The following is a 20794-nucleotide window of genomic DNA, read 5'->3' as shown; positions in this document are numbered from 1 at the left end:
AAAAATTGAAATCATAGTTACATTTATAGTGAGAACTTATTAAAAATATTATATTTCTCCATTTTTGTGTGAATTGTCAAAAAAAACAGAGTGATAGTATTTGAATGTAAAGCTCGTATCTTTAAAGCTATGAAGAGTAAAAGTAGAATTAAGCATTCGTTTATAAGATTGTGAATCAGAATAATGTAGACTATTGAAAATATTTCTCAATAATAAAATGAAGAGAAAAGCATGAAGAAGTAGAATGCATTCATTTATAATAGATTTAAATTAATTAATATAATTAATTGTTAATTTTATTATATTAAATGGATAGGAGAGAATATTATGGCAAATGTACTCGTAATAAATTTCCCTGGGGAAGGTCATATTAATCCGACTTTAGCTATTGTAAGTGAGTTAATTCAGCGAGGGGAAACAGTTGTTTCTTATTGTATTGAAGATTATAGAAAGAAGGTTGAAGCAACAGGTGCGGAATTCCGAGTGTTTGAGAATTTTCTCTCTCAAATTAATATTATGGAACGAGTAAATGAAGGTGGGAGCCCTTTGACGATGCTATCTCATATGATTGAAGCATCAGAGCGTATTGTTACTCAAATTGTAGAGGAAACAAAAGAGGAAAAATACGATTATTTAATATATGATAATCATTTTCCAGTAGGACGTATTATAGCGAATATTTTACAATTACCAAGCGTTTCATCTTGTACAACGTTTGCTGTTAATCAGTACATTAATTTTCATGATGGGCAAGAATCGAGACAAGTAGATGAAATGAATCCATTATATCAATCTTGTTTAGCGGGAATGGAAAGATGGAATAAGCAGTATGGAATGAAATGTAATAGTATGTATGATATTATGAACCATCCTGGTGATATTACGATTGTATATACTTCAAAAGAATATCAGCCGCGTTCAGATGTATTTGATGAATCGTATAAATTTGTAGGTCCATCAATTGCTACTCGAAAAGAAGTGGGGAGTTTTCCTACTGAAGATTTAAAAAATGAAAAAGTAATTTTCATTTCTATGGGAACAGTTTTTAATGAGCAACCTGCTCTGTATGAAAAGTGTTTTGAAGCGTTTAAAGATGTAGATGCGACAGTCGTATTAGTCGTTGGTAAGAAGATAAATATAAGTCAATTTGAAAATATCCCGAAAAACTTTAAGTTGTATAATTATGTCCCGCAATTAGAAGTTTTACAGCATGCTGATGTATTCGTGACACATGGTGGTATGAATAGTTCGAGTGAAGCGTTATATTACGGTGTTCCATTAGTTGTAATTCCGGTAACAGGAGATCAGCCATTCGTTGCAAAACGATTGACTGAAGTAGGGGCAGGCATAAGACTTAATCGTAACGAGTTAACTTCTGAATTGTTATGTGAGACTGTAAAGAAAGTAATGGATGATGTGACGTTTAAGGAAAATAGTCGTAAAGTGGGAGAGTCGCTTAGAAATGCTGGTGGATATCAAAGGGCAGTTGAGGAAATACTTGAATTAAAAATGAAGCCGTACGTAAAGATTAAATAGATGTTAAAAACACACTTACTTTTAATTGGTAAGTGTGTTTCTAGTATTACGCGCTAAATGTGTTACATAAAAATAGCGATAAAGGTGAAACTTTTGTGTATATAAACTGATATCTTTGTCTTAGCAGAAAAATTACGTTAAAATAATACTAAGAAAATATATAAGCTTTGGGGGTAATGAATGAAGAAAGTATTTGAATACGTATTATTAACAATTGGCTCAATTATAGTAGCAGGTTCATTAGAGCTTATTTTAGCACCTAATGGATTAGTAGATGGCGGGGTAACGGCTATTGCTATTATGGCAAATAAAGTTGCAGGATTGCCGCTTTATGGCGTTTTCTTAGGAATTAATATCCCAATTTTATTATTTACTGCAAAAGTAATGGGAAAGAAATTTTTTATCCGTACATCTTATGCGAATGTAGTTACAACACTCGGATTAATTTATTTAAAACCATTTCCAGCAATTACGACTTCTGAGTTATTAATTGTACTTTATGGTGGAGTGCTGTTCGGAATTGGTGTTGGGATTGTTGTTAAAATGGGTGGAGCAATTGACGGTTCGGAAATGTTAGCAGTTTGGATGAATAAACACTTTAATGTACCAATTAGTACATTTTTACTTGCAGTAAATGCAGTTATTTTCATCTTTGTTGCAATTTTATTTTCAATCGAACAAGCGATGTTCTCATTAGCAATTTTCTATATTGTTACGAAGATGATTGATTTTATATTAGATGGTATTAATCAAGGTAAGAGCGTTATGATTATTTCTGGTAAGAATAAAGAAATAGGCGATTTACTTATGAAAGAATTGCAACTATCTGTTACGTATCTACATGGAGAAGGTGGTTTTTTAGGGGAGCATAAGAGAATCATTTATTGCATTACAAACCGATTCATTTATCCGAAAATGAAAGATCTCGTTCTCTCTGTAGATCCAACCGCTATAATTGAAGCTTCCTATTCAACAGAAACGACTGGTGTGAAACGTCCGGGAAGGAAAGCTAGGTCAGGTGAGTAACTAGAAGAAGGCTGTCCAAAAAGTTATTTTGGAACAACCTTCTTTTTTATTTTGTTGAATTGTTAGTATGTTACAAGTTAAACCCACTGTTAACAAGTTTCCTTGCAACTAGGGAACCAAGCGTCTTTCAATAATGTAGCCAACGTCTCAATTTTATTTTCCGGAATACTACCAAAACCGAGTAATACATATGATTCCTTGCGTAAATCATTCATGAAATCATATGGAGAAAGTGGGTATAATTTAACGCTTTGTTTTTTAGCGGATTCAATCAGTTCATTTTCATTCATACTGTTATGTACACATAATACAATATGAAGTCCGGACTGTTCGCCAAGAATTTGAACATTAGCCCCCATTTCTTTCATAATGGATTTTACTAACGCATGATGTTTTCTTTTATATAGTGTACGACTCCGATTAAGGTGACGTTCCCAATTCCCGCTTTGTATAAAGTTAGCAAAAGCAAGTTGTTGTATTGTAGCCACTGTTTGTTTAAAAATTCCATGCAGTTCTTGATATATTTTTAAAAGATGTGGTGGTAAAACAACATATCCCATTCGTAAAGAAGGTAAAAAAGATTTTGAGAAAGTCCCCATATAAATAACGCGTTCATTTGAATCAAGACTTTGTAAAGAAGGAATCGGCTTACCAGCGTAGCGAAACTCTCCGTCATAGTCATCTTCAATAATGTATCCATTGCAATCATTAGCCCACTTTAACAATTCTAATCTTCTAGGTAAAGGCATAATAATCCCAAGTGGAAATTGGTGTGATGGTGTAACGTATGCGACATTGGCATTTGTATTGTATAAGCTAGAAATATTAATCCCTTTTTCATCCAATGGTATGGGATGGATTTGTCTATCACAGCTTTTAATGATTGCGTGTATACGGTGAAATCCAGGGTTTTCAATGCCGTATTCTTTTGTAGGGCCAAGCAGTTGAAGTAGTAGCCAGAGAAGTGGCTGCGTTCCGGCACCAATAATAATTTGATCAGGTGAAGAATGTACACCGCGAGAGTGATATAAATATGTTGATATATGCTCTCGAAGAGCGAATTCACCTTGAGGATCTTCTTTGGAAAATAGTGCATTTTCGTATTTAAGTATGGATTCTTGTAATGCTCGTTTCCAATTTGTAATCGGAAAAGCAGTTTGATCAATAAGCCCTTGGCTACAATCATATTCGAATTTTTCGTCTATTAAATTGCTCGTCTTCATTGCTGCATTTCGTTTTTTATTTGGGATAACGTCAATATCGAAATTTGCTACAAAAATACCACGTTTCGGTTTACTTTCTACATAACCTTCAGCTAATAATTGTTGATAAGCTGATTCAACAGTAATGCGGCTAATATTAAGTTGTGATGCTAAATTTCTGTGTGAGGGTAGACGTGTGCCAACAGAAATACGCCCTTGTATAATTTCAGCTTTTATATATTCGTAAATTTGCAAGTAAATAGGTGTGTTACTTTGTAATTGCAATGGGATAGTAAAATCCATATAAAACTCTCCTTTAAAACTGGCCTTATAAAAAATTCTTAAACTGCCACTTAAGTAAAGGGCAGTTGCTTCCTATAATAATGATATAACATTTAGAAAATTATATAAATAGTTAGGGGAGAGTTAAAAATGAATGTTAAAGAAGTAGTAACAGAAGAGCAATTACATGAAGTATTACCTGTTTTACAGCAATTAAGAACGAAACTTTCAAAAGAGGAAACAGGCACTTTATTTCGAAATATGAAAGAAGAAAATTATAAACTATTTTCGCTGCGTAATGAGGAGGATGAAGTTGTTAGCCTTGCAGGTGTAGCGATTTGTACGAACTTTTATAATAAGAAGCACGTTTTCGTATATGACCTTGTAACAGCAGACGCACATCGTTCAAAAGGACATGGAAATGTATTACTTTCGTATATAGAGAACTGGGGAAAGGAAAACGGATGTGAATCTATCGTCCTCACATCAGCATTTCCAAGAATTGATGCTCATCGTTTTTATGAAAGAGAAGGGTATGATAAAGTGAGTTATTCTTTTCATAAAGAATTATAAATAATAAGAAGAAGCTGTCCCGCAAAAGTTGGGAACAGCTTCTTCTTATTTATTAAGTTATTATTGAACGGTAAATAGGTTGTAAGTTATGGTATATGTATTTGAAAAAGTTATATAGTGTATTTTGTCGAATTGTTTTAATTTAATAAAGAGAATGATTGGAGCGCTTATACTTGAAGAAAATAAAGAAACTATCAATCCCTAATGATGCTAGAGTTATCGTCATATCTGATATTCATGGAGAATTAAATCTTTTAAAAGAAGCACTACATAAAGTTAACTTTAAAGATGAAGATTATTTAATTATTAATGGAGATCTTTGCGAGAAAGGACGAGATAGCGTAGGCGTAGTAAACTACGTTATGAATCTTGTAAAGAACAATTCAAATGTTCACGTTGTTGAAGGGAATTGTGAAGTTTTAGTTGATGCTCTTCTAAATGAAAATCCTCGTCTTATTAATTATTTATGTACGAGAAAGCATTCGATTTTTAATGAATGGCTAGAGCAATTGGATTTTTCAGTTCATGAAGGCACTTCAATTCGTGAAGTGAGAGAAGCATTGCTAAGTGAATTTTCACAAGAAATACATTGGCTAACGGAGTTGCCGACAGCGATTGAAACAGAAGATTATATTTTTGTGCATGCCGGGCTAGAAGATAGAGTAGATTGGAAAGAAACAGAGCGCAAAAATGCGATAGCAATGCCAGAGTTTTTTAATAAATCACATAAAGCAAATAAGTATGTAATAGTTGGTCATTGGCCTGTCGTGAACTATGCAGAAGAAGCACCGTCTAACAATCCAGTTATTGATAAGGAGAAAAAAATTATTGCAATTGATGGAGGAAATGCAATTAAAGAAGCAGGACAATTAAATGTATTTATTATTCAGAGGAAACCAACAAGTGATACGTTTTCTTATACATATGTAGACTATTTTCCAGAGTATGAAGTAATAGCGGATTTTAATGCGAATTCAGAAATGCAGGGCGGAGTGACATATCCGTATTATTACATAGAGCCTATCGAGAAGATGCAAGATTACACAATATGTAAGCAAAAGGAAACAAATAATGTGCTCACTGTAAAAAATGAATATATGAAACAACTTGAGTCAGGTGAATATACAGTGAAAACTGATATTTCTTGTGCGCAAATAAGCGTTAGAAAAGGAGATATCGTTTCTCTCATTGATGATAGCTGTTCAGGATATGATTTAATTAAAAAAGGTGGCGTAGAGGGTTGGATAGAGAAAGGGATTTTAGTTGAGATAGAAAAAGTGAAAAATAAAACATTAAGCTGAAATAGGAGGGATATAACCTCCTATTTTTTTAAAGGAGTAGATTGCTTGCTGTCTTTAATAAGTAAATAAATCGTACTCGGCAGAATGATAAGCGTCATTCCTAAAAGAATTGCTAGTATAGCATAACCTCTATAGGGAGCAGAAACGATAAAAGGAAGTATCGCTAAAAAAATACCTGCTATCATCATTGAAATACTACTAATATTTGAAGCTCTTTTTTCAAGGTGCTTATCATTCCATTCTAATGAAACGGTTGATTTAGTCGTATCAATTTTGGAACTGAAATAACCTATTAATATAAATAAAAGCCCTAATGCTAAAAATATGAAATGATCAAGAGGAAGTGAAAAGCCAAGAGCGATGAGGGCAATGACAATATCGACAAAAAATAAGAATAGTAACATTGTGTTGCCGATCCAATGGAGAAATTTCTGGTTACTCGCTGCTTTAGATAAAGCTAAAAATACAAAGAATAAGAAGGAACATATAATTATATTTACGATTACAAAAGTGCTTTTATCCATTGTTGATGTAGGCGTTCCATTGAAGTCCCATTTCGTAACAATATTTGATGGTAAGAAGAAATATAGAATAATATTTGTCGTAATAATAGTGAGAAATAAAGTAATACTAAATCAATTATTCACTGAATCACCAGCTTTCTAAATCAATAATTGGTATCTAATAACAAAATTATACAATATAATATATGATATTAGTTTTGATTTTTCTGAAAAAATATTATAATTATATATGAAATAAAGAGAAATGCAGGAGGGAATTATGCAAAACGTTGTATTAAAGGGGAAGAAAGTTACAATTCGTACAATAGAAGAATCAGATATAAAAACATTATGGAATATCATATTTAAAGAAGAAAGCCCAGAATGGAAGAAATGGGATGCGCCATATTTCCCGTTCTCAATGCAAGAATACTCTTCCTATAAAGAGAAGATGCAAACTCGTTTAAAAGAAGAACCACTGTCAAATTTAATTATAGAAAATAACGGTCAAATCATTGGGACAGTCGGGTTTTATTGGGAATATAAACCGTCGCGTTGGTTAGAGATGGGGCTTGTGATTTATGACCCAACATACTGGAATGGTGGTTACGGTACGGAAGTATTGACATTATATAGAGATTTGCTATTTGAAAAAATGGAGATTGGTAGAGTAGGAATCACGACTTGGTCTGGCAATGAACGAATGATGAAAGTAGCAGAGAAAATAGGAATGAGCTTAGAAGGTAGAATGCGAAAGTGTCGTTATTATAACGGAACATACTATGATTCTATTCGAATGGGCATGATTCGTGAAGAATGGGAAGCGCTATGTGTAACGAAGGGGTGAGAAAGATTGTACGCTATCATAGCTACATTTGATCGTGTGTTTACTAATAAAATTACAGAATTACAAAATAAATTAACAAATGTAATTGGAACAAATCAATTAGCTGGAGTAGAACCTCATATAACGATTGCGGATTATAATGAGTTAGATGTTAATTTGTATATTGAAAAATTAAAGGAATTTGTAGCTATTCAAGAAAACATGTCTGCAGTCACTTTTCCTTCTGTTGGAACTTTTCCTACTAACGGTACGGTTTTTCTAGCGCCGACTGTTACCGATGATTTATTGAGACTTCATCATTTTTATCATGATCATTTCAAAACTTTTCATGATAATTCAAATTCATATTATGTACCAGGAAAATGGGTTCCGCATTGTACGATTGCGAATCATTTGAATTCAACTCATTTTTTAAGTGCGATGGAGTATATATATGAGAATTTTGATGTTACAACAGCTTCGATTGAAAAGTTAAAATTAATTAAGGTCAATTATGAAAATGGTTCTGCCGTTTCTTCTAGTATATTAGCAGAATATAATTTAAAGAGAATGGAGACATCGAGATGACATATGTAATTAGAGAAATGAAGCAAGAAGATATTCAGGCTGTACAATCAGTAGCGAAAATAGCTTGGCATGATACATATGAAGGCATTATTCCGAGAGAGATTCAAGATAGTTTTTTAGACGAGGCATATTCTGATGAAAAAATGAAATATCGCCTTAAAAATACACATTTATTCGTTGCGGAAGAAGAGGGTGAAGTAATAGGATTTGCGAACTTTTCACCTGTTAGACTACAAAACGAAGCAGAATTAGGGGCAATTTATTTGTTACCAGATCAGCAAGGAAAAGGGATCGGAAGTGCTTTATTACAAAGAGGGATTAAGGCATTAAATGGGATACGGAAATTGTACATACATGTAGAAGCTGCAAATGAAAAAGGAAAACGCTTTTATGAAGCGAAAGGTTTTGCTGAATTAGAGCAATTTGAAGAAGACTTTGAAGGACATATGATGCAGACAGTAAGGATGGTTTTATACGTATAAGGAGGACTAGTAATGAAAACTTTTGATTTTAGTGAAAAAGTAGGAAAGCACTTATCAGTATTTCAATCTAATTTCATCATGTCGAAAATAGTAAACCATCAAGGAAATGTACATATCGGTGCTATGCATTTACACGAGAATGGAATCATCGGTAATCATGAAGCAGTTGTATCTCAACTGCTTCTTATTGTGGACGGAGCAGGATATGTATGTGGGGCAAATAAAGAAAAGATAAAGGTAGAGGCGGGACAAGCTGTGTTTTGGGAGAAGGGAGAGCTTCATGAAACAAGTACAGAACAAGGATTAACGGCAATTGTTATGGAAGCAGAGAATCTTGAACAAGGGATAGTAATGCCTATTATTCAAGGGGAGTTGTGAAAAATGATAATTAAGGCGAATCAAGAAGATACCAATGAAATATTAAAATATGCGGCTCAATCGCTTTTTGAAGGGACGAGAGGGAATTGTCAATTAAGTACCGAGAAAGCGATTAAAATTACAAAGCCGATTGTAGAAAAAGGAGCATATTATTTAATCATTAAAGAAGCAAATAAAGTAATGGGATGGATATTAATAGGGGAAAATACAGACTATTTTTCTCGTGAAAAACTTGGATTTATATATGAATTGTACGTTTTCCCAAAATATCGCGGGAGAGGATTATCGCGAGAACTGATGGAAGCTGGTATTAAGGAATTAAAGGAGAAGTATTCAGAAATTCGGTTGAATGTATTTGCTGGGAATTTTGCAAAAGAGATGTACGAAGAGTTTGGGTTTGTTGAAAGGCAGGTAATTATGACTTTGAAGTGAGTATTATAGTCTCAATGGGAGAAAATAATGATTTAGTGGCTACTTTATCGCTGAAATTTAAAGTGAATAAGTCCTTATAAATATATAAAATAGATGGTTTGCCTTTATTTTTTAGTAGATTTATAGAGTATGCTTAAAAACAGATAAATTATTATTATACAATATATCGTTATTATAGTAAAAGATAAATTTTGGAAAAATATCATTTTTTTGTTTAGAAATTTTTAAATTATTGATATAATCAATTTGTAGAATTGATTATTGGTTAATTTTACTATTTTTAAATTTTAAGGGGGATTTAATAATGGCAGGACAAATTCGTATGTCACCAGAGGAGCTTAAATCGAAAGCGACTCGATATGGACAAGGTGCAAATCAAATTGAGGACATTTTACGTCAACTACAAAACTTACAAAATGAATTAAGAGGAGAATGGGAAGGTCGTGCTTTTGAAGGTTTTGACCAACAGTTCAATCAATTAAAGCCAAAAGTACAAAACTTCGCGCAGCTATTACAAGAAATTAATATGCAGCTTAATAAAACTGCAGAAGCTGTTGCTAGACATGACGAAGATCTTTCTCGTAATTTCGGTCTACAATAAGACAGATAAAAAGAAATATATAATTTAGCCATGCAACCATACGTTGTATGGCTAAATTACTTTAAAACTAGAGTAAGATACGAAGTCTTTCATTAGATAGACTCGCAGTCGCAGGAGTGATAAGTAGTGAAAAAGTTCAAATGGAGCATCTTGTTGTTTATTATTTTAGCTCTTGTACTATCAACAGGGGTCTCCTATTTAGCATTAAATCAAAATGTTAAGAAAGCTAATGAGAATACTACACCCAAAATGACAGTTGCGTTGGTAAATGAAGATCAGGGCACTGTATTTGAGGGCAATAAAATAGCGTTTGGAGATCAATTTGTTAAAAATGTAAATAAAAATACGAAACAAGAATGGTACGTAGTTAGTCGCGGGGTAGCGGAAAACGGATTGAAAAATAATAATTACAATATGATGATTGTTATTCCAAATGATTTTTCTAGGAAAGCAGTTGCGATTGATTCAGAGATTCCAGAGAAATTAACGTTAAACTACAAAGTAAATGCAACTGGGAATAAGGATTTGAAAGCTGAGGCAGAAAATACAGCTTCTGTTATTTTAGAAGATTTCAATAAGCAAATAATCGATGTTTATTTTGCGAGTATTATCGGTAAGCTACAAGGTGCACAAGATAATATAGGTAAAATAATTGAAAAAGGAAACGTTCAAACAACTATGTATAAAAAAGATATACATAGTCCGTTAGCAAATTACACAAATCAATTTAAAACAGTACAAGATTATACAGGTGTTTCTGTTAATAGTTTCAAAGGATTTCAGGATGTTTTAAAAGGTTTCGGTCAAGCGTTAGATGAAGGGAATAAATCTAACAGTACGTACTTAGATGGTTTTAATAACTTTCAAAAAATGCAAACTGATAACAATTTGTTAGCAAATAATTTCACAAATCAATTCAATCAATATATGAATGATATGAATACAGGCGATGCTTTAAAGCAATTAAGTACATTGGAATCCGCTAATAAAAGTATTTCAAATCAATTTACGTTTTCAGAGAAAGAACCGAATATTTTAACTGATGCTTCAGCAGTTCAAAAATATTTAGCAGATGTAAAAAAACAAGTGTCTGAATATGATACAGAACTTGCAGGAAAGTTAGAAAGTGATATTCAAGAGACGGTAATTAGGAAGTTAAAGCAATCTATGTCGAACGATGGAAAGCAAGAAATCTTCATAAATACATTAATGAAACAACCAGATGTTCGAATAAAGAAACAAATCGAGAATTTAATTGCGAAATTACCTAGTTTAAACATGGAAGAAATCGCTCAAAGTGATTTGCCAGATACAACGAAATTACAACTGCAAAATGTAATTCAATTTACAAAAAAATATAATAAAGAAAATAATTTTTATTATGATCCTGTAAATAAAATATCTTTAGGAAATGCTATTAAAGAAGTAAAGGATAGACTTTATACAGAGGGAATTACATTTAGTGATACTGCTAAAGTAATTAAAATGGAATCTCCGCAAATTTTGAAGATAAAGATTCCAGAAGAATTTAAACTAGATGGAAGTACAGGATTCTTACATATTGATGATGTGGATCGTACAAGTGACTTTCTTCAAAGCGAAGCAGGAGAAATTACAATAGCTCCTCGTAATGAAGGGGATATAAAGATTAGCTTGGATGTGAAGTTAAAAGATCCAAACATCAATATAGATGTTTTCTCTCCTGTAATGTGGCAATGGGAATTGAGTGGGACTCATAAAAAAGAAACTAGTCCTGAAAAAGAAAAACCTAACAAAGAAGATAAAGGAACACAAACGGAAAATAGCAAGGTGGAAAATGTGGTTCATAAATCACAGTATGGCATAATGCCGTTAGTACACAATGCTAAAACGCCTATTATTCAAAAAACAGAACAGAGTAATAATGGTGACAGTGTCAAGCCTGATGCAGGAGGAAAACCTGATACGGGAGGAAATCCAGACACAGGAGGAAAACCTGATACAGGAGGAAAACCTGATACGGGAGGAAAACCTGATACAGGAGGAAAACCTGATACAGGAGGAAATCCAGACACAGGGGGGAAACCTGATACAGGAGGAAATCCAGACACAGGAGGGAAACCTGATACAGGAGGGAAACCTGATACAGGAGGAAATCCAGACACAGGAGGGAAACCTGATACAGGAGGAAATCCAGACACAGGAGGGAAACCTGATACAGGAGGAAATCCAGACACAGGAGAAAAACCTGATACAGGAGAGAAGCCAGACACTGGGACAGATAACGGTAGCAATTCAAAAATTATTGAAAGTACAACGAATCAAGTTATACATCAAAAAACAGAAAAAATACCAGATATTACTTCTAGTGTATTAATAAAAGAAGCAGTAGATACAGTCGAAAGTTATCAAGGTTTAATGAGCCTTTACGAAATGTATTATGGGATTGATTTAAGAACGAAAGATGTAGGTCCTAAGTTAGAAGAGGGAAGTTTAGATGCAATTGCGACGGATCAATCTTTGTACTACGTATTAAATAAACAAAGCTTAATTGATTTAATTTCAAATCTTGTTTCATCAAGTATTACTACAGAAATAAAGCAAGATATGTCAGGTTTAAAACAAAAAATAAACTCTTATCAACAATCTATTACTAGTGCGGATCAAAATTCTATGCTACTAGCGGAGAAATTAAATGGAACGACGCAACAAGCGACTAGTATGAATGAAAATTTAGGAGAGTATGTAAAAGGTTTAGCGAAATGGCGTGAGAATAGCTTAAAGCTAGTTGAAGAGCAGCAAGTAGTAACAACAAATCATGCTGGTGAGCAAACGGCTGTTTTATCGTTAGATTCTGGTATTAAATCATTAATGATGCAAAGTCAGTCATTGGTCGAAAGTTCGAAGCATAGTTTAGCAACTTCAGACGATGTATATAAAACATTTGATCAAATTAATGGACAAGCAAAAGAAATTCAAGACAGCGGAACGACAATTGTTTCAAAAGCTGATTTATTATTAAATGACTTTACAAAGAAAATGGAAGATGATAAATCATTCTCCAAAAACTTTACGAAAATTTTAGCGAATAGTCGTATTGGAGATCGTCAAAATGAAATGCTATATGACTTTTTAGCTAGTCCAGTTCAAAAGCAAAATGATGGAGTAATTGTAGCAGGTAATGCTTTTACACCGTACTTAATTGTATTAACTTGTTTCATTGTTGCATTATTTACAGCATACGCAATTGCGAATCAAGAAAAGAAACGAATGCAATCGGATCATTTTGAAGAGAAATTCTCATTAATTGATATGAATGTACCAACTACAGTAGTAGCTTTCGGTATATCAATTGTGGAAGGAATTAGTATAGGTATCATTTCTGGGCGTCTTTTAAAGTTCGGTCAGGATCAAAGTTTGCTATGGATTGCGTTCATTACATTTATTATGATGGCGTTTGTATTGGTCTCAACCTACTTATTACGACAAATAAAAATGGTAGGAATGTTTATACTATTAGTATTTTTAAGCATGTACCTATTTTTAACTGAGGCAGTTGGAAGTAAAGTAGATCAAATGTCTTCTGTCGGAAAGATACGTCAATTCTCACCGCTTCAGTATATAGAAAGTTTTCTAAATGATTTTATTAGTGGGAAAGATACTGGGAAAGTTATTTTTGTCGTATTGTTTGTAATTGCCATTATCGGATTGGTTAGTAATCTATTTGTATGGCATAAGAAATGGGAGGAAAAAGAAGTAAATGATCAAACAATGGAGCATAGTGGCTAAGTTATCATTTCTCTCTATCCTTTTACTGTTTGTCGCGCTACCGATAAGGAGCGCGGCTGACAGTTATCTTGGTGATGATGGGAAGATTAAGTTTAAAGTGGATCGACTTGAAGAAAGCGACCAAGAAAAAAATAAAAAGGAACATAAGGAAACAGAATTAGATAAAGCATCAATTGAGTTATTTAACCAAGATATAGAAGAAGAAATTGAGAAAAAGAAAAAGAAAGAACAAAAAGATATGGAAGCTCTGCGAGATTCTCTTTTTATAAAACAAAAAGAGAATAATAGTGTTAAAGATACGAAAAATAGTTTGTTTAGCAGTGAATACATTGTCAGAAAAAGTGCAGATGAAGTAGCGAGTAATGAAACAATGAATGAAGAACCAATTAGTATAACAATAATATTATTATTTGGCGGCGGCATTCTACTTATTTGCATCGGTATTTATACGGTTCTTCGTAAAAATTGGAGGTAAAGCGATGGCAATACAAACACATATCAATGTGACAGTAGATTTTAGTAAATGGAATGGAAATACATATGATTTGCGTATTCCGAATCATCAATCTATTAAATATTTATTAAAAAACTTATTAGATACGCTAAAGATTGATAATCATGAAGGTTCACATTTTGTAATTAAAGTGAAAAATAAGTCAATTGTTTTAACAGATAATGATCGTTTAATTGATCACCAAATAACAGATGGAGATATTTTGCAAGTTTTATAAAGAATATTTTTTACTTTTAGTTATTTGAAAATAAGTTATTACGGGTTATAAAGAAAAGGAGAAGAGGATAAACATGACGGAAAAAATAATTAAAATTGATGCAATGAACTATCAATTTCAAATAGAAAAAGAAAATTGGAAATTGGAGATGACCAAATCTCAAACACGTATAAAAGACTTCCGTCAATTCGATATAATTACGGGCGAATCATCTGAATTTGTACCATTAAAAATAGAAGAAACGGATGATATGTTTACGTTTCTATATCAAGTAGATAAAAAATTATATAAGTGGGACGATCTTAGCCGTTTTGGAAGAAATGAGAAATTAAGACTACTTCGGAATGTTGCGCAGTTTCGTAAATATTTAAATAAACGAATCACGTTCTTTTTACATCCAGACAATATAGTTTTTAATGCTAATTTAATACCAAGTATTATACATAGAGGAATTCGAGATATTGTTCCGCCAACCCCGTTATTAGAAGAGCAATTTTTAACACAATATAAATGTCTAATTATTGCTTTATTCTCCCAAAAACATAACTTTGATGATTTGTATGCTGGGTTACTAAAAGATGCAAAAGAAACAACATTTGAACAGACCGTTGCTCAAATGGAAAGCTTAGATGCATTACTGCAGTTTCTTAATGACAGCTTTGAGAAGGAACAAACAAAAACAGAAAAAAATATGCAGTTAGTACCTAAAAAAAGCTATAAATCATTTAAATACTTAGCTTTTTCCTTCATAGCGGCGACAGTTATTTTAGCTGCTCCTTTAATATATTTCACTTTTATAAAATTTCCTTATCAAAATAAATTGTTAGAAGCAAATGCAAGTTTCATAGCAACTGATTATGACAAAGTCATTACGCAATTGAATGAGGAGGAGTTTGAATCATTACCGATTGCATCTAAATATGAGTTAGCATTTGCATACATTACAGCTGAAAAACTAGGTGAAGCTCAAAAGAAATCGATTATGAAAAACATTAGTTTGAAAAGTGATGAAAAGTATTTGCTGTATTGGATGTATAACGGAAAAGGTAATTTTGATAAATCATTAGATTTAGCTAAGACACTTGATGATCCTCAGCTTATTATGTACGGCCTTGTTAAACAAATTGAATCACTGAAAAATAATCCAGATTTATCAGGGGAAGAACGTGATCAAAAGTTAAAAACATATGAGCAACAATTAGATGAATATAAAAAGAAATATGGCAATTCATCAAGCGATAAAAATTTGTCGGACACGGAGAAAAAAGAGTAAGCACTTGATGAGACAGTTGAAAAGGAGCAGTGAACACGGATGGAGCAACTATTAGTATTGACTTATGGAGACAAAATATATAAGTGCACATTACATCCAAATGAGCAATCAATAGTGTCGATTGGAAAAGAGTGGACAAATGATATTACGAATCCAAGTTTAGAACAAGAAGTAGAGTTAAAGTGGAATAATGAAGTAAATGCTTGGATGGTACAGGATCAGTTAATAGAATTTAATAAGGAAATTGAGATTGGGAAAACAAGAGATGTGAGCTTGAAAATCTTTATATCTATTGTTGGTACAACTAAAGTGTTTGATATCGGAACGAAACATTCTCTTACAGTGAGTCAAAACGATTACGATGATATTTCTATTACCGGGACTAGTGTAGATTTAATGCTATCTCGCGAAACGTTGTACGATTCTTTTAAAGTGAACGTGTATGGCGGGGATGTATTTCATAATTATACGAAGTTAAAAGATAGCGTTATGTTGGAATCAGGAGACGTATTATATTTTGATGGTATTTTATTGGAGATTGGTAGTGAAGACATTCAAGTACTTTCTTCAGAAGATAAAGTGAAATCTGAGTTACCTATTTTAGTAGAATCAGAAACAAATTATCAAAGTGGTTATCCAGACTATCATCGTTCACCACGTATTATTTACCGTGAACCAGAAGAGAAAATGACAATTGCAAAGCCTTCAAGTATGCCATCAAAACCAACGGAGCATTTAGCAAGAATCATTGCACCTTCACTTGTCATGATTGTCGTAACCGTATTACTTGCTATTTTCATGAAATATGGAATGTTTATTATCGCATCGATTGCGATGACATTAGTAACAATCATTGTTTCTGTCACATCGTATATTAAAAATTTGAAGCAATATAAAGTCGACATTGTTGAACGAGATAAAAGCTATAGAGAGTATATAAAACAAAAAACGAAAGATTTACATGCAGAAAGTGAAAAACAGCGTCACGCATTACATTATCACAATCCAAATGTAGAAGTAATACGTAATATGGCAGTTCAAGTAAATCCTCGAATTTATGAAAAAACAATGTTACATCATGATTTCTTAACATTTAGCGTTGGAACAGGACAAGCTAATACGAGTTTTGAAATTCAATTTAATGAAGAAGAATTTAGTCAAACGAAAGATGAATTAATTGATATAGCACGTGAACTAAGACAGCGTTATCTATCATTGGAAGATGTACCAGTTGTAACAGATTTAATGAATGGACCAGTCGGTTATATTGGTCAACGCTCTTTAGTGTTAGAGCAATTACAATTATTAGTTGCACAAACGGCTTTATTCCATAGTTATTATGACTTGCAGTTTATTACTATTTTTCCGGAAGAGGAAAAAGAACAATGGGATTGGATGCGCTGGTTACCTCATGGAAGTGTTCGCGATATAAATGTACGTGGATTTGTATACCATGATCGTAGCCGTGATCAAGTGTTAAATAGTTTGTATCAAATATTGAAAGAACGAAAATTAAAACTAGATGAAAAAAGTTCTACTAATGAAAAAATGTACTTTGCACCGCACTATGTCGTTCTCATTACAGATGAAAAACTAATATTAGACCATGTTGTTATGGAGTTCTTTAATGATGATCCGAGTCAATTAGGTGTATCGCTTGTATTTGTACAAGATGTTATGCAAAGTTTACCGGAGCATGTGAAAACGGTAATAGATATAAGAGATGCAAAACAAGGGAACATCATCTTAGAGCAAGGAGAACTTGTTAACCGTCAATTTAAGCTAAACCATGTGCCAAAAGGATTCAATTTAGAAGATATTTCACGGGCATTAGCACCATTAAATCATTTGCAAAACTTAAAAAATAGTATTCCAGAAAGCGTAACATTTTTAGAAATGTACGGCGTTGAAAAAGTAAAAGAACTGAATATCACAAGTCGTTGGGAGAAAAATGCAGCGCATAAATCTTTAGCTGTACCACTTGGATTACGTGGGAAAGAAGATATCGTAAACTTAAACTTACACGAAAAAGCACACGGACCACACGGATTAATAGCAGGTACAACAGGTTCAGGTAAATCGGAAATTATACAATCGTATATTTTATCTCTAGCAGTCAATTTCCACCCGTACGAAGTAGCCTTTTTACTAATTGACTATAAAGGCGGCGGAATGGCGAATTTATTCAAAAACTTACCGCATTTATTAGGAACAATTACGAACTTAGATGGAGCACAAAGTATGAGAGCGCTCGCATCAATTAAAGCTGAATTACAGAAAAGACAACGATTATTTGGTGAAAATGATGTAAACCATATTAATCAGTATCAAAAACTGTATAAAGAAGGCTTAGTAAGTGAGCCGATGCCGCATCTATTTTTAATTAGTGATGAATTCGCGGAACTGAAGTCAGAACAACCAGAGTTTATGAAAGAGTTAGTTTCAACAGCGCGTATCGGTCGTTCGCTCGGAATCCATTTAATATTAGCTACGCAAAAACCGAGTGGTGTTGTAGATGATCAAATTTGGAGTAACTCGAAATTCAAACTAGCATTAAAAGTTCAAAATACGTCAGATAGTAATGAAATTTTAAAAACACCAGATGCTGCTGAAATTACATTACCAGGACGTGCTTACTTACAAGTTGGGAATAATGAAATTTATGAACTATTCCAATCAGCTTGGAGCGGAGCAGACTATGTAGAAAATAAAGAGGATAAAGAACATTTAGATGCAACAATCTATGCAATAAATGATCTAGGACAATATGAAATATTAAGTGAAGACTTAAGTGGACTTGGTAGCAGTAAAGAAGTAATAAGCGTACCATCTGAACTGGATGCTGTTATTGACTACATTCACGATTACGCAGAAATAAATGAAATTGAAGCATTAGCAAGACCGTGGTTACCACCACTTCCAGAAAGCGTATATTTACAAGACTTACATGCTATTCAGTTCAAAGAAGCATGGACGAAAGAAAAGAAACCATTACAAGCAACAATTGGTCTACTAGATCAGCCTGAATTACAATCACAAACACCATTAACTTTAGATATTAGTAAAGACGGACACGTAGCGGTCTTCTCAAGTCCAGGCTACGGAAAATCAACATTCTTACAATCAGTCATTATGGATGTAGCTCGTCAACATAGTCCGGAGCATTTGCATGTGTATTTATTAGACTTCGGAACAAATGGTTTAATGCCATTAAAATCTTTACCGCATGTGGCAGACATCATTACATTAGACCAAGTTGAAAAATGCGAGAAGTTTCTTCGTCGCATAGAAGACCTATTAAAAGATAGAAAGCAATTGCTAAGTAAATATGGCGTTGCGAGTCTTGAAATGTATGAGAGAGCTAGTAAAGAAGTATTACCAACAATATTAATTACATTAGATAACTATGATGCTGTTAGAGAAGCTGGATTTGTCGAAGATTTTGAACGCATTATTGCACAAATTGTACGTGAAGGGGCAGCGGTAGGAATTCATTTAATGCTTACAGCTACACGTCAAAATGCATTGAGAGTACAAGTAAATACAAATATTAAACTACAAATTGCTCTATATATGATAGATGAGGCAGAATCTAGAGCGATTGTAGGAAGAACAGAGTTGAAAATTGAAGAATTAGCAGGACGTGGTTTAGTTAAAATTGACGAACCAACAATCTTCCAAACAGCTTTACCGACAGATGGAGAAGATGTCCTTACTCGAATTGAAAATATACAAGCTGAAGGAAAAGAGATGGATTCCTTCTGGGATGGAGAAAGACCGAAAGCAATTCCTATGGTACCTGAAGTTCTAGAATACAAAGAATTTATTGCATGGCCAGAAACAAGAAAAATTATTGAAGCAGGCAAACTAACATTTGGTGTAGAAACAGAAAGCGTTACACCTCTCGAATTAGATTTAACGGAAGCGTCTAATATTGTTGTAGGGGGAATCAAGAAAGATGAAGTTGAAAATGTAGTTCATCAATTCCTTCAACAGTTAGCAGACAGTGGACACTTTGACCTAGGTTTAATTGATACAAGAACACGCAATTTCTCAAACTATAGAGAGAGCGCTGCTTTATATGTAGCTGAAAAAACAGGAATTGAGAAAACGATTAAACAAGTTACAAATGCTTATAAATCGAGAGAAGCGGCGTTTAAAGAGGAACAGGAAGCATCAAGTGAAACAGTGAACCCGGCAGAATTTATTAAGAAATTTAAGCCGATTGTAATCGTAATTGCAGATGTAAATGATATTTTAAGTAATTTAGAGGATAGCGATATATATAGTTTAGCGGAATTAATAACAAATGGTGCATTTATGGGCATCCACTTCGTAATTGGCTGTGATGTTGATTCAATTGACAGTCGATACGACTTAGTTTCAAAAACAATAAAAACGCAATCTCATGTTATTTTACTTAGAAAATCATCAGGCCAAATGGTCTTCGATGTATCTAATAAAGATTTAAGTAGTACAAAATTAAATCCATTTGAAGGGTATTTTGTTGAAAATCGTTTTGCTACTAGAATTAAAGTGCCAACTATTTAAGGGGGGATTTGCATGGGGATAGAGGAATTAAATAGTCAAAAATCTGGTTTATTAAGTAGTATAAGTCATCAACAAGGGCAATTGGCTGAACTACAAATGAAACTAAGAAGGCTAATAACTGCTAAAGGGAAATTTGTAAATAATCTTGAAGCAATTAAACAAAATCAAGAGCAGTTTAAGTCCTTAGAAATAAACGAGAGTAGTTGGAAAGGGCAAAGAGCAACTACTTTTAAAGAAACATATGAACAACAAGTCATTTCGAATTTAGGGAAGTTTATCGGAGAACTAGGGAGAGTGCAAGAAGACATCGATCAAGCTATACGGCGGCTTGAAAGAGAAATCGCTACATGTGAGTCTAGTATTCTTTCTCTAAGTAGAAGTGTTTCAATGGTTGACGCTAGTATTCAAGTAGAAGTACAGAAGGCGGGGAAATGATAAATGGGGGAAATTAAATTAAATAAAGGGGTATTTGATGCGAAAGTAAGTGATTTGAAAAGTGGTGCTAGTGATTTAGGTAAGACTAAATTTAATGGTATGCAGTTACATCGTACGAATTTAAGTAAACTGAAAAAATATTGTGAAGCGATTGAAAAGTTATCGAAAAAAGTGCAGCAATATGAACAAATACTACAAAAAGATATTAGTAGAATTCAGCAAACAGGACAAGAAATGGTTCAGCAAGATGAAAAGCTTGGAAAAGATTTGAAAGACAGTTCAGCTCACCGTGCTATGTAAAGGGAA

19 protein-coding genes are annotated in these 20794 nt (G+C 33.2%); 17 read left to right on the top strand and 2 right to left on the bottom strand.

The window, feature by feature from the left end:
* Window positions 1-327 precede the first annotated feature (327 nt).
* Both MHI28_RS06405 and MHI28_RS06400 read left to right on the top strand, forming a co-directional pair.
* Complete coding sequence (locus MHI28_RS06405) at window positions 328-1536, top strand: macrolide family glycosyltransferase (protein WP_000024469.1); 1209 nt, start codon at window positions 328-330, stop codon at window positions 1534-1536.
* A 180-nt stretch (window positions 1537-1716) separates the two neighbouring features.
* Window positions 1717-2562 carry a YitT family protein gene (locus MHI28_RS06400; protein WP_000755126.1) on the top strand — a complete coding sequence of 282 codons (846 nt, stop codon included), beginning with the start codon at window positions 1717-1719 and terminating at the stop codon, window positions 2560-2562.
* Window positions 2563-2651: 89 nt separating this feature from the next.
* Here the strand turns inward: MHI28_RS06400 and pdxR are convergent, their stop codons facing one another.
* The gene (gene pdxR / locus MHI28_RS06395; RefSeq protein ID WP_086412938.1) at window positions 2652-4067 is read right to left on the bottom strand and encodes a MocR-like pyridoxine biosynthesis transcription factor PdxR; all 1416 of its coding nucleotides are present in this window, start codon (window positions 4065-4067) and stop codon (window positions 2652-2654) included.
* A 129-nt stretch (window positions 4068-4196) separates the two neighbouring features.
* Here pdxR and MHI28_RS06390 point away from each other — a divergent pair, with 129 nt between their 5' ends.
* Together MHI28_RS06390 and MHI28_RS06385 are read left to right on the top strand one after the other, a co-directional pair.
* Entirely contained in the window at window positions 4197-4619 is a 423-nt protein-coding gene (locus MHI28_RS06390; protein WP_001101114.1) for a GNAT family N-acetyltransferase, read from the top strand.
* 173 nt (window positions 4620-4792) lie between these two features.
* The gene (locus MHI28_RS06385) at window positions 4793-5920 is read left to right on the top strand and encodes a metallophosphoesterase (protein WP_000721392.1); all 1128 of its coding nucleotides are present in this window, start codon (window positions 4793-4795) and stop codon (window positions 5918-5920) included.
* A 20-nt stretch (window positions 5921-5940) separates the two neighbouring features.
* Here the strand turns inward: MHI28_RS06385 and MHI28_RS06380 are convergent, their stop codons facing one another.
* A complete protein-coding gene (locus MHI28_RS06380) occupies window positions 5941-6549 on the bottom strand; it encodes a DUF1648 domain-containing protein (protein ID WP_232299575.1) in 609 nt (202 codons plus the stop codon).
* 154 nt (window positions 6550-6703) lie between these two features.
* Between MHI28_RS06380 and MHI28_RS06375 the strand changes: the two genes are divergently transcribed.
* From MHI28_RS06375 to MHI28_RS06315, 13 genes are all read left to right on the top strand, one after another.
* Entirely contained in the window at window positions 6704-7270 is a 567-nt protein-coding gene (locus MHI28_RS06375; RefSeq protein WP_001181853.1) for a GNAT family N-acetyltransferase, read from the top strand.
* A 6-nt stretch (window positions 7271-7276) separates the two neighbouring features.
* The gene (locus MHI28_RS06370) at window positions 7277-7837 is read left to right on the top strand and encodes a 2'-5' RNA ligase family protein (RefSeq protein WP_000270897.1); all 561 of its coding nucleotides are present in this window, start codon (window positions 7277-7279) and stop codon (window positions 7835-7837) included.
* On the top strand, window positions 7834-8319 hold the full coding sequence (locus MHI28_RS06365; RefSeq protein WP_000222835.1) for a GNAT family N-acetyltransferase: 486 nt from the start codon (window positions 7834-7836) through the stop codon (window positions 8317-8319). Before MHI28_RS06370 ends, MHI28_RS06365 begins: the two co-directional genes overlap by 4 nt.
* Window positions 8320-8331: 12 nt before the next feature.
* Window positions 8332-8697: a hypothetical protein gene (locus tag MHI28_RS06360; protein ID WP_000846432.1), complete on the top strand. Its 366-nt coding sequence runs from the start codon at window positions 8332-8334 to the stop codon at window positions 8695-8697.
* A gap of 3 nt (window positions 8698-8700) precedes the next feature.
* Window positions 8701-9129 (top strand): GNAT family N-acetyltransferase, encoded by a 429-nt coding sequence (locus MHI28_RS06355; protein WP_000584243.1) that lies wholly within the window; start codon window positions 8701-8703, stop codon window positions 9127-9129.
* A 304-nt stretch (window positions 9130-9433) separates the two neighbouring features.
* Complete coding sequence (locus MHI28_RS06350; protein ID WP_000918601.1) at window positions 9434-9730, top strand: WXG100 family type VII secretion target; 297 nt, start codon at window positions 9434-9436, stop codon at window positions 9728-9730.
* 126 nt (window positions 9731-9856) lie between these two features.
* Window positions 9857-13498, top strand: a complete 3642-nt coding sequence (gene esaA, locus MHI28_RS06345; RefSeq protein ID WP_340827695.1) for a type VII secretion protein EsaA — start codon at window positions 9857-9859, stop codon at window positions 13496-13498.
* Window positions 13470-13973, top strand: coding sequence for a type VII secretion protein EssA (gene essA, locus MHI28_RS06340; RefSeq protein ID WP_000595660.1), 504 nt, complete (start codon window positions 13470-13472; stop codon window positions 13971-13973). Before esaA ends, essA begins: the two co-directional genes overlap by 29 nt.
* A gap of 4 nt (window positions 13974-13977) precedes the next feature.
* The gene (locus tag MHI28_RS06335; protein ID WP_001007571.1) at window positions 13978-14229 is read left to right on the top strand and encodes an EsaB/YukD family protein; all 252 of its coding nucleotides are present in this window, start codon (window positions 13978-13980) and stop codon (window positions 14227-14229) included.
* A 73-nt stretch (window positions 14230-14302) separates the two neighbouring features.
* The gene (gene essB, locus MHI28_RS06330; RefSeq protein WP_000136602.1) at window positions 14303-15502 is read left to right on the top strand and encodes a type VII secretion protein EssB; all 1200 of its coding nucleotides are present in this window, start codon (window positions 14303-14305) and stop codon (window positions 15500-15502) included.
* Window positions 15503-15541: 39 nt separating this feature from the next.
* Entirely contained in the window at window positions 15542-20053 is a 4512-nt protein-coding gene (gene essC, locus MHI28_RS06325) for a type VII secretion protein EssC (RefSeq protein WP_000436747.1), read from the top strand.
* A 12-nt stretch (window positions 20054-20065) separates the two neighbouring features.
* Window positions 20066-20488 carry a YwqH-like family protein gene (locus MHI28_RS06320; RefSeq protein ID WP_000510565.1) on the top strand — a complete coding sequence of 141 codons (423 nt, stop codon included), beginning with the start codon at window positions 20066-20068 and terminating at the stop codon, window positions 20486-20488.
* Between the two features lie 3 nt (window positions 20489-20491).
* Window positions 20492-20788 carry a TIGR04197 family type VII secretion effector gene (locus MHI28_RS06315; protein ID WP_000503886.1) on the top strand — a complete coding sequence of 99 codons (297 nt, stop codon included), beginning with the start codon at window positions 20492-20494 and terminating at the stop codon, window positions 20786-20788.
* Window positions 20789-20794 lie beyond the last annotated feature (6 nt).

The sequence above is a fragment of the Bacillus sp. FSL K6-0268 genome (assembly GCF_038005425.1).
Classification (GTDB): Bacteria; Bacillota; Bacilli; order Bacillales; family Bacillaceae_G; genus Bacillus_A; species Bacillus_A thuringiensis_S.
The sequence above is the reverse complement of the archived record's forward strand: the minus strand, read 5'-3'. Positions and strand labels throughout refer to the sequence as shown.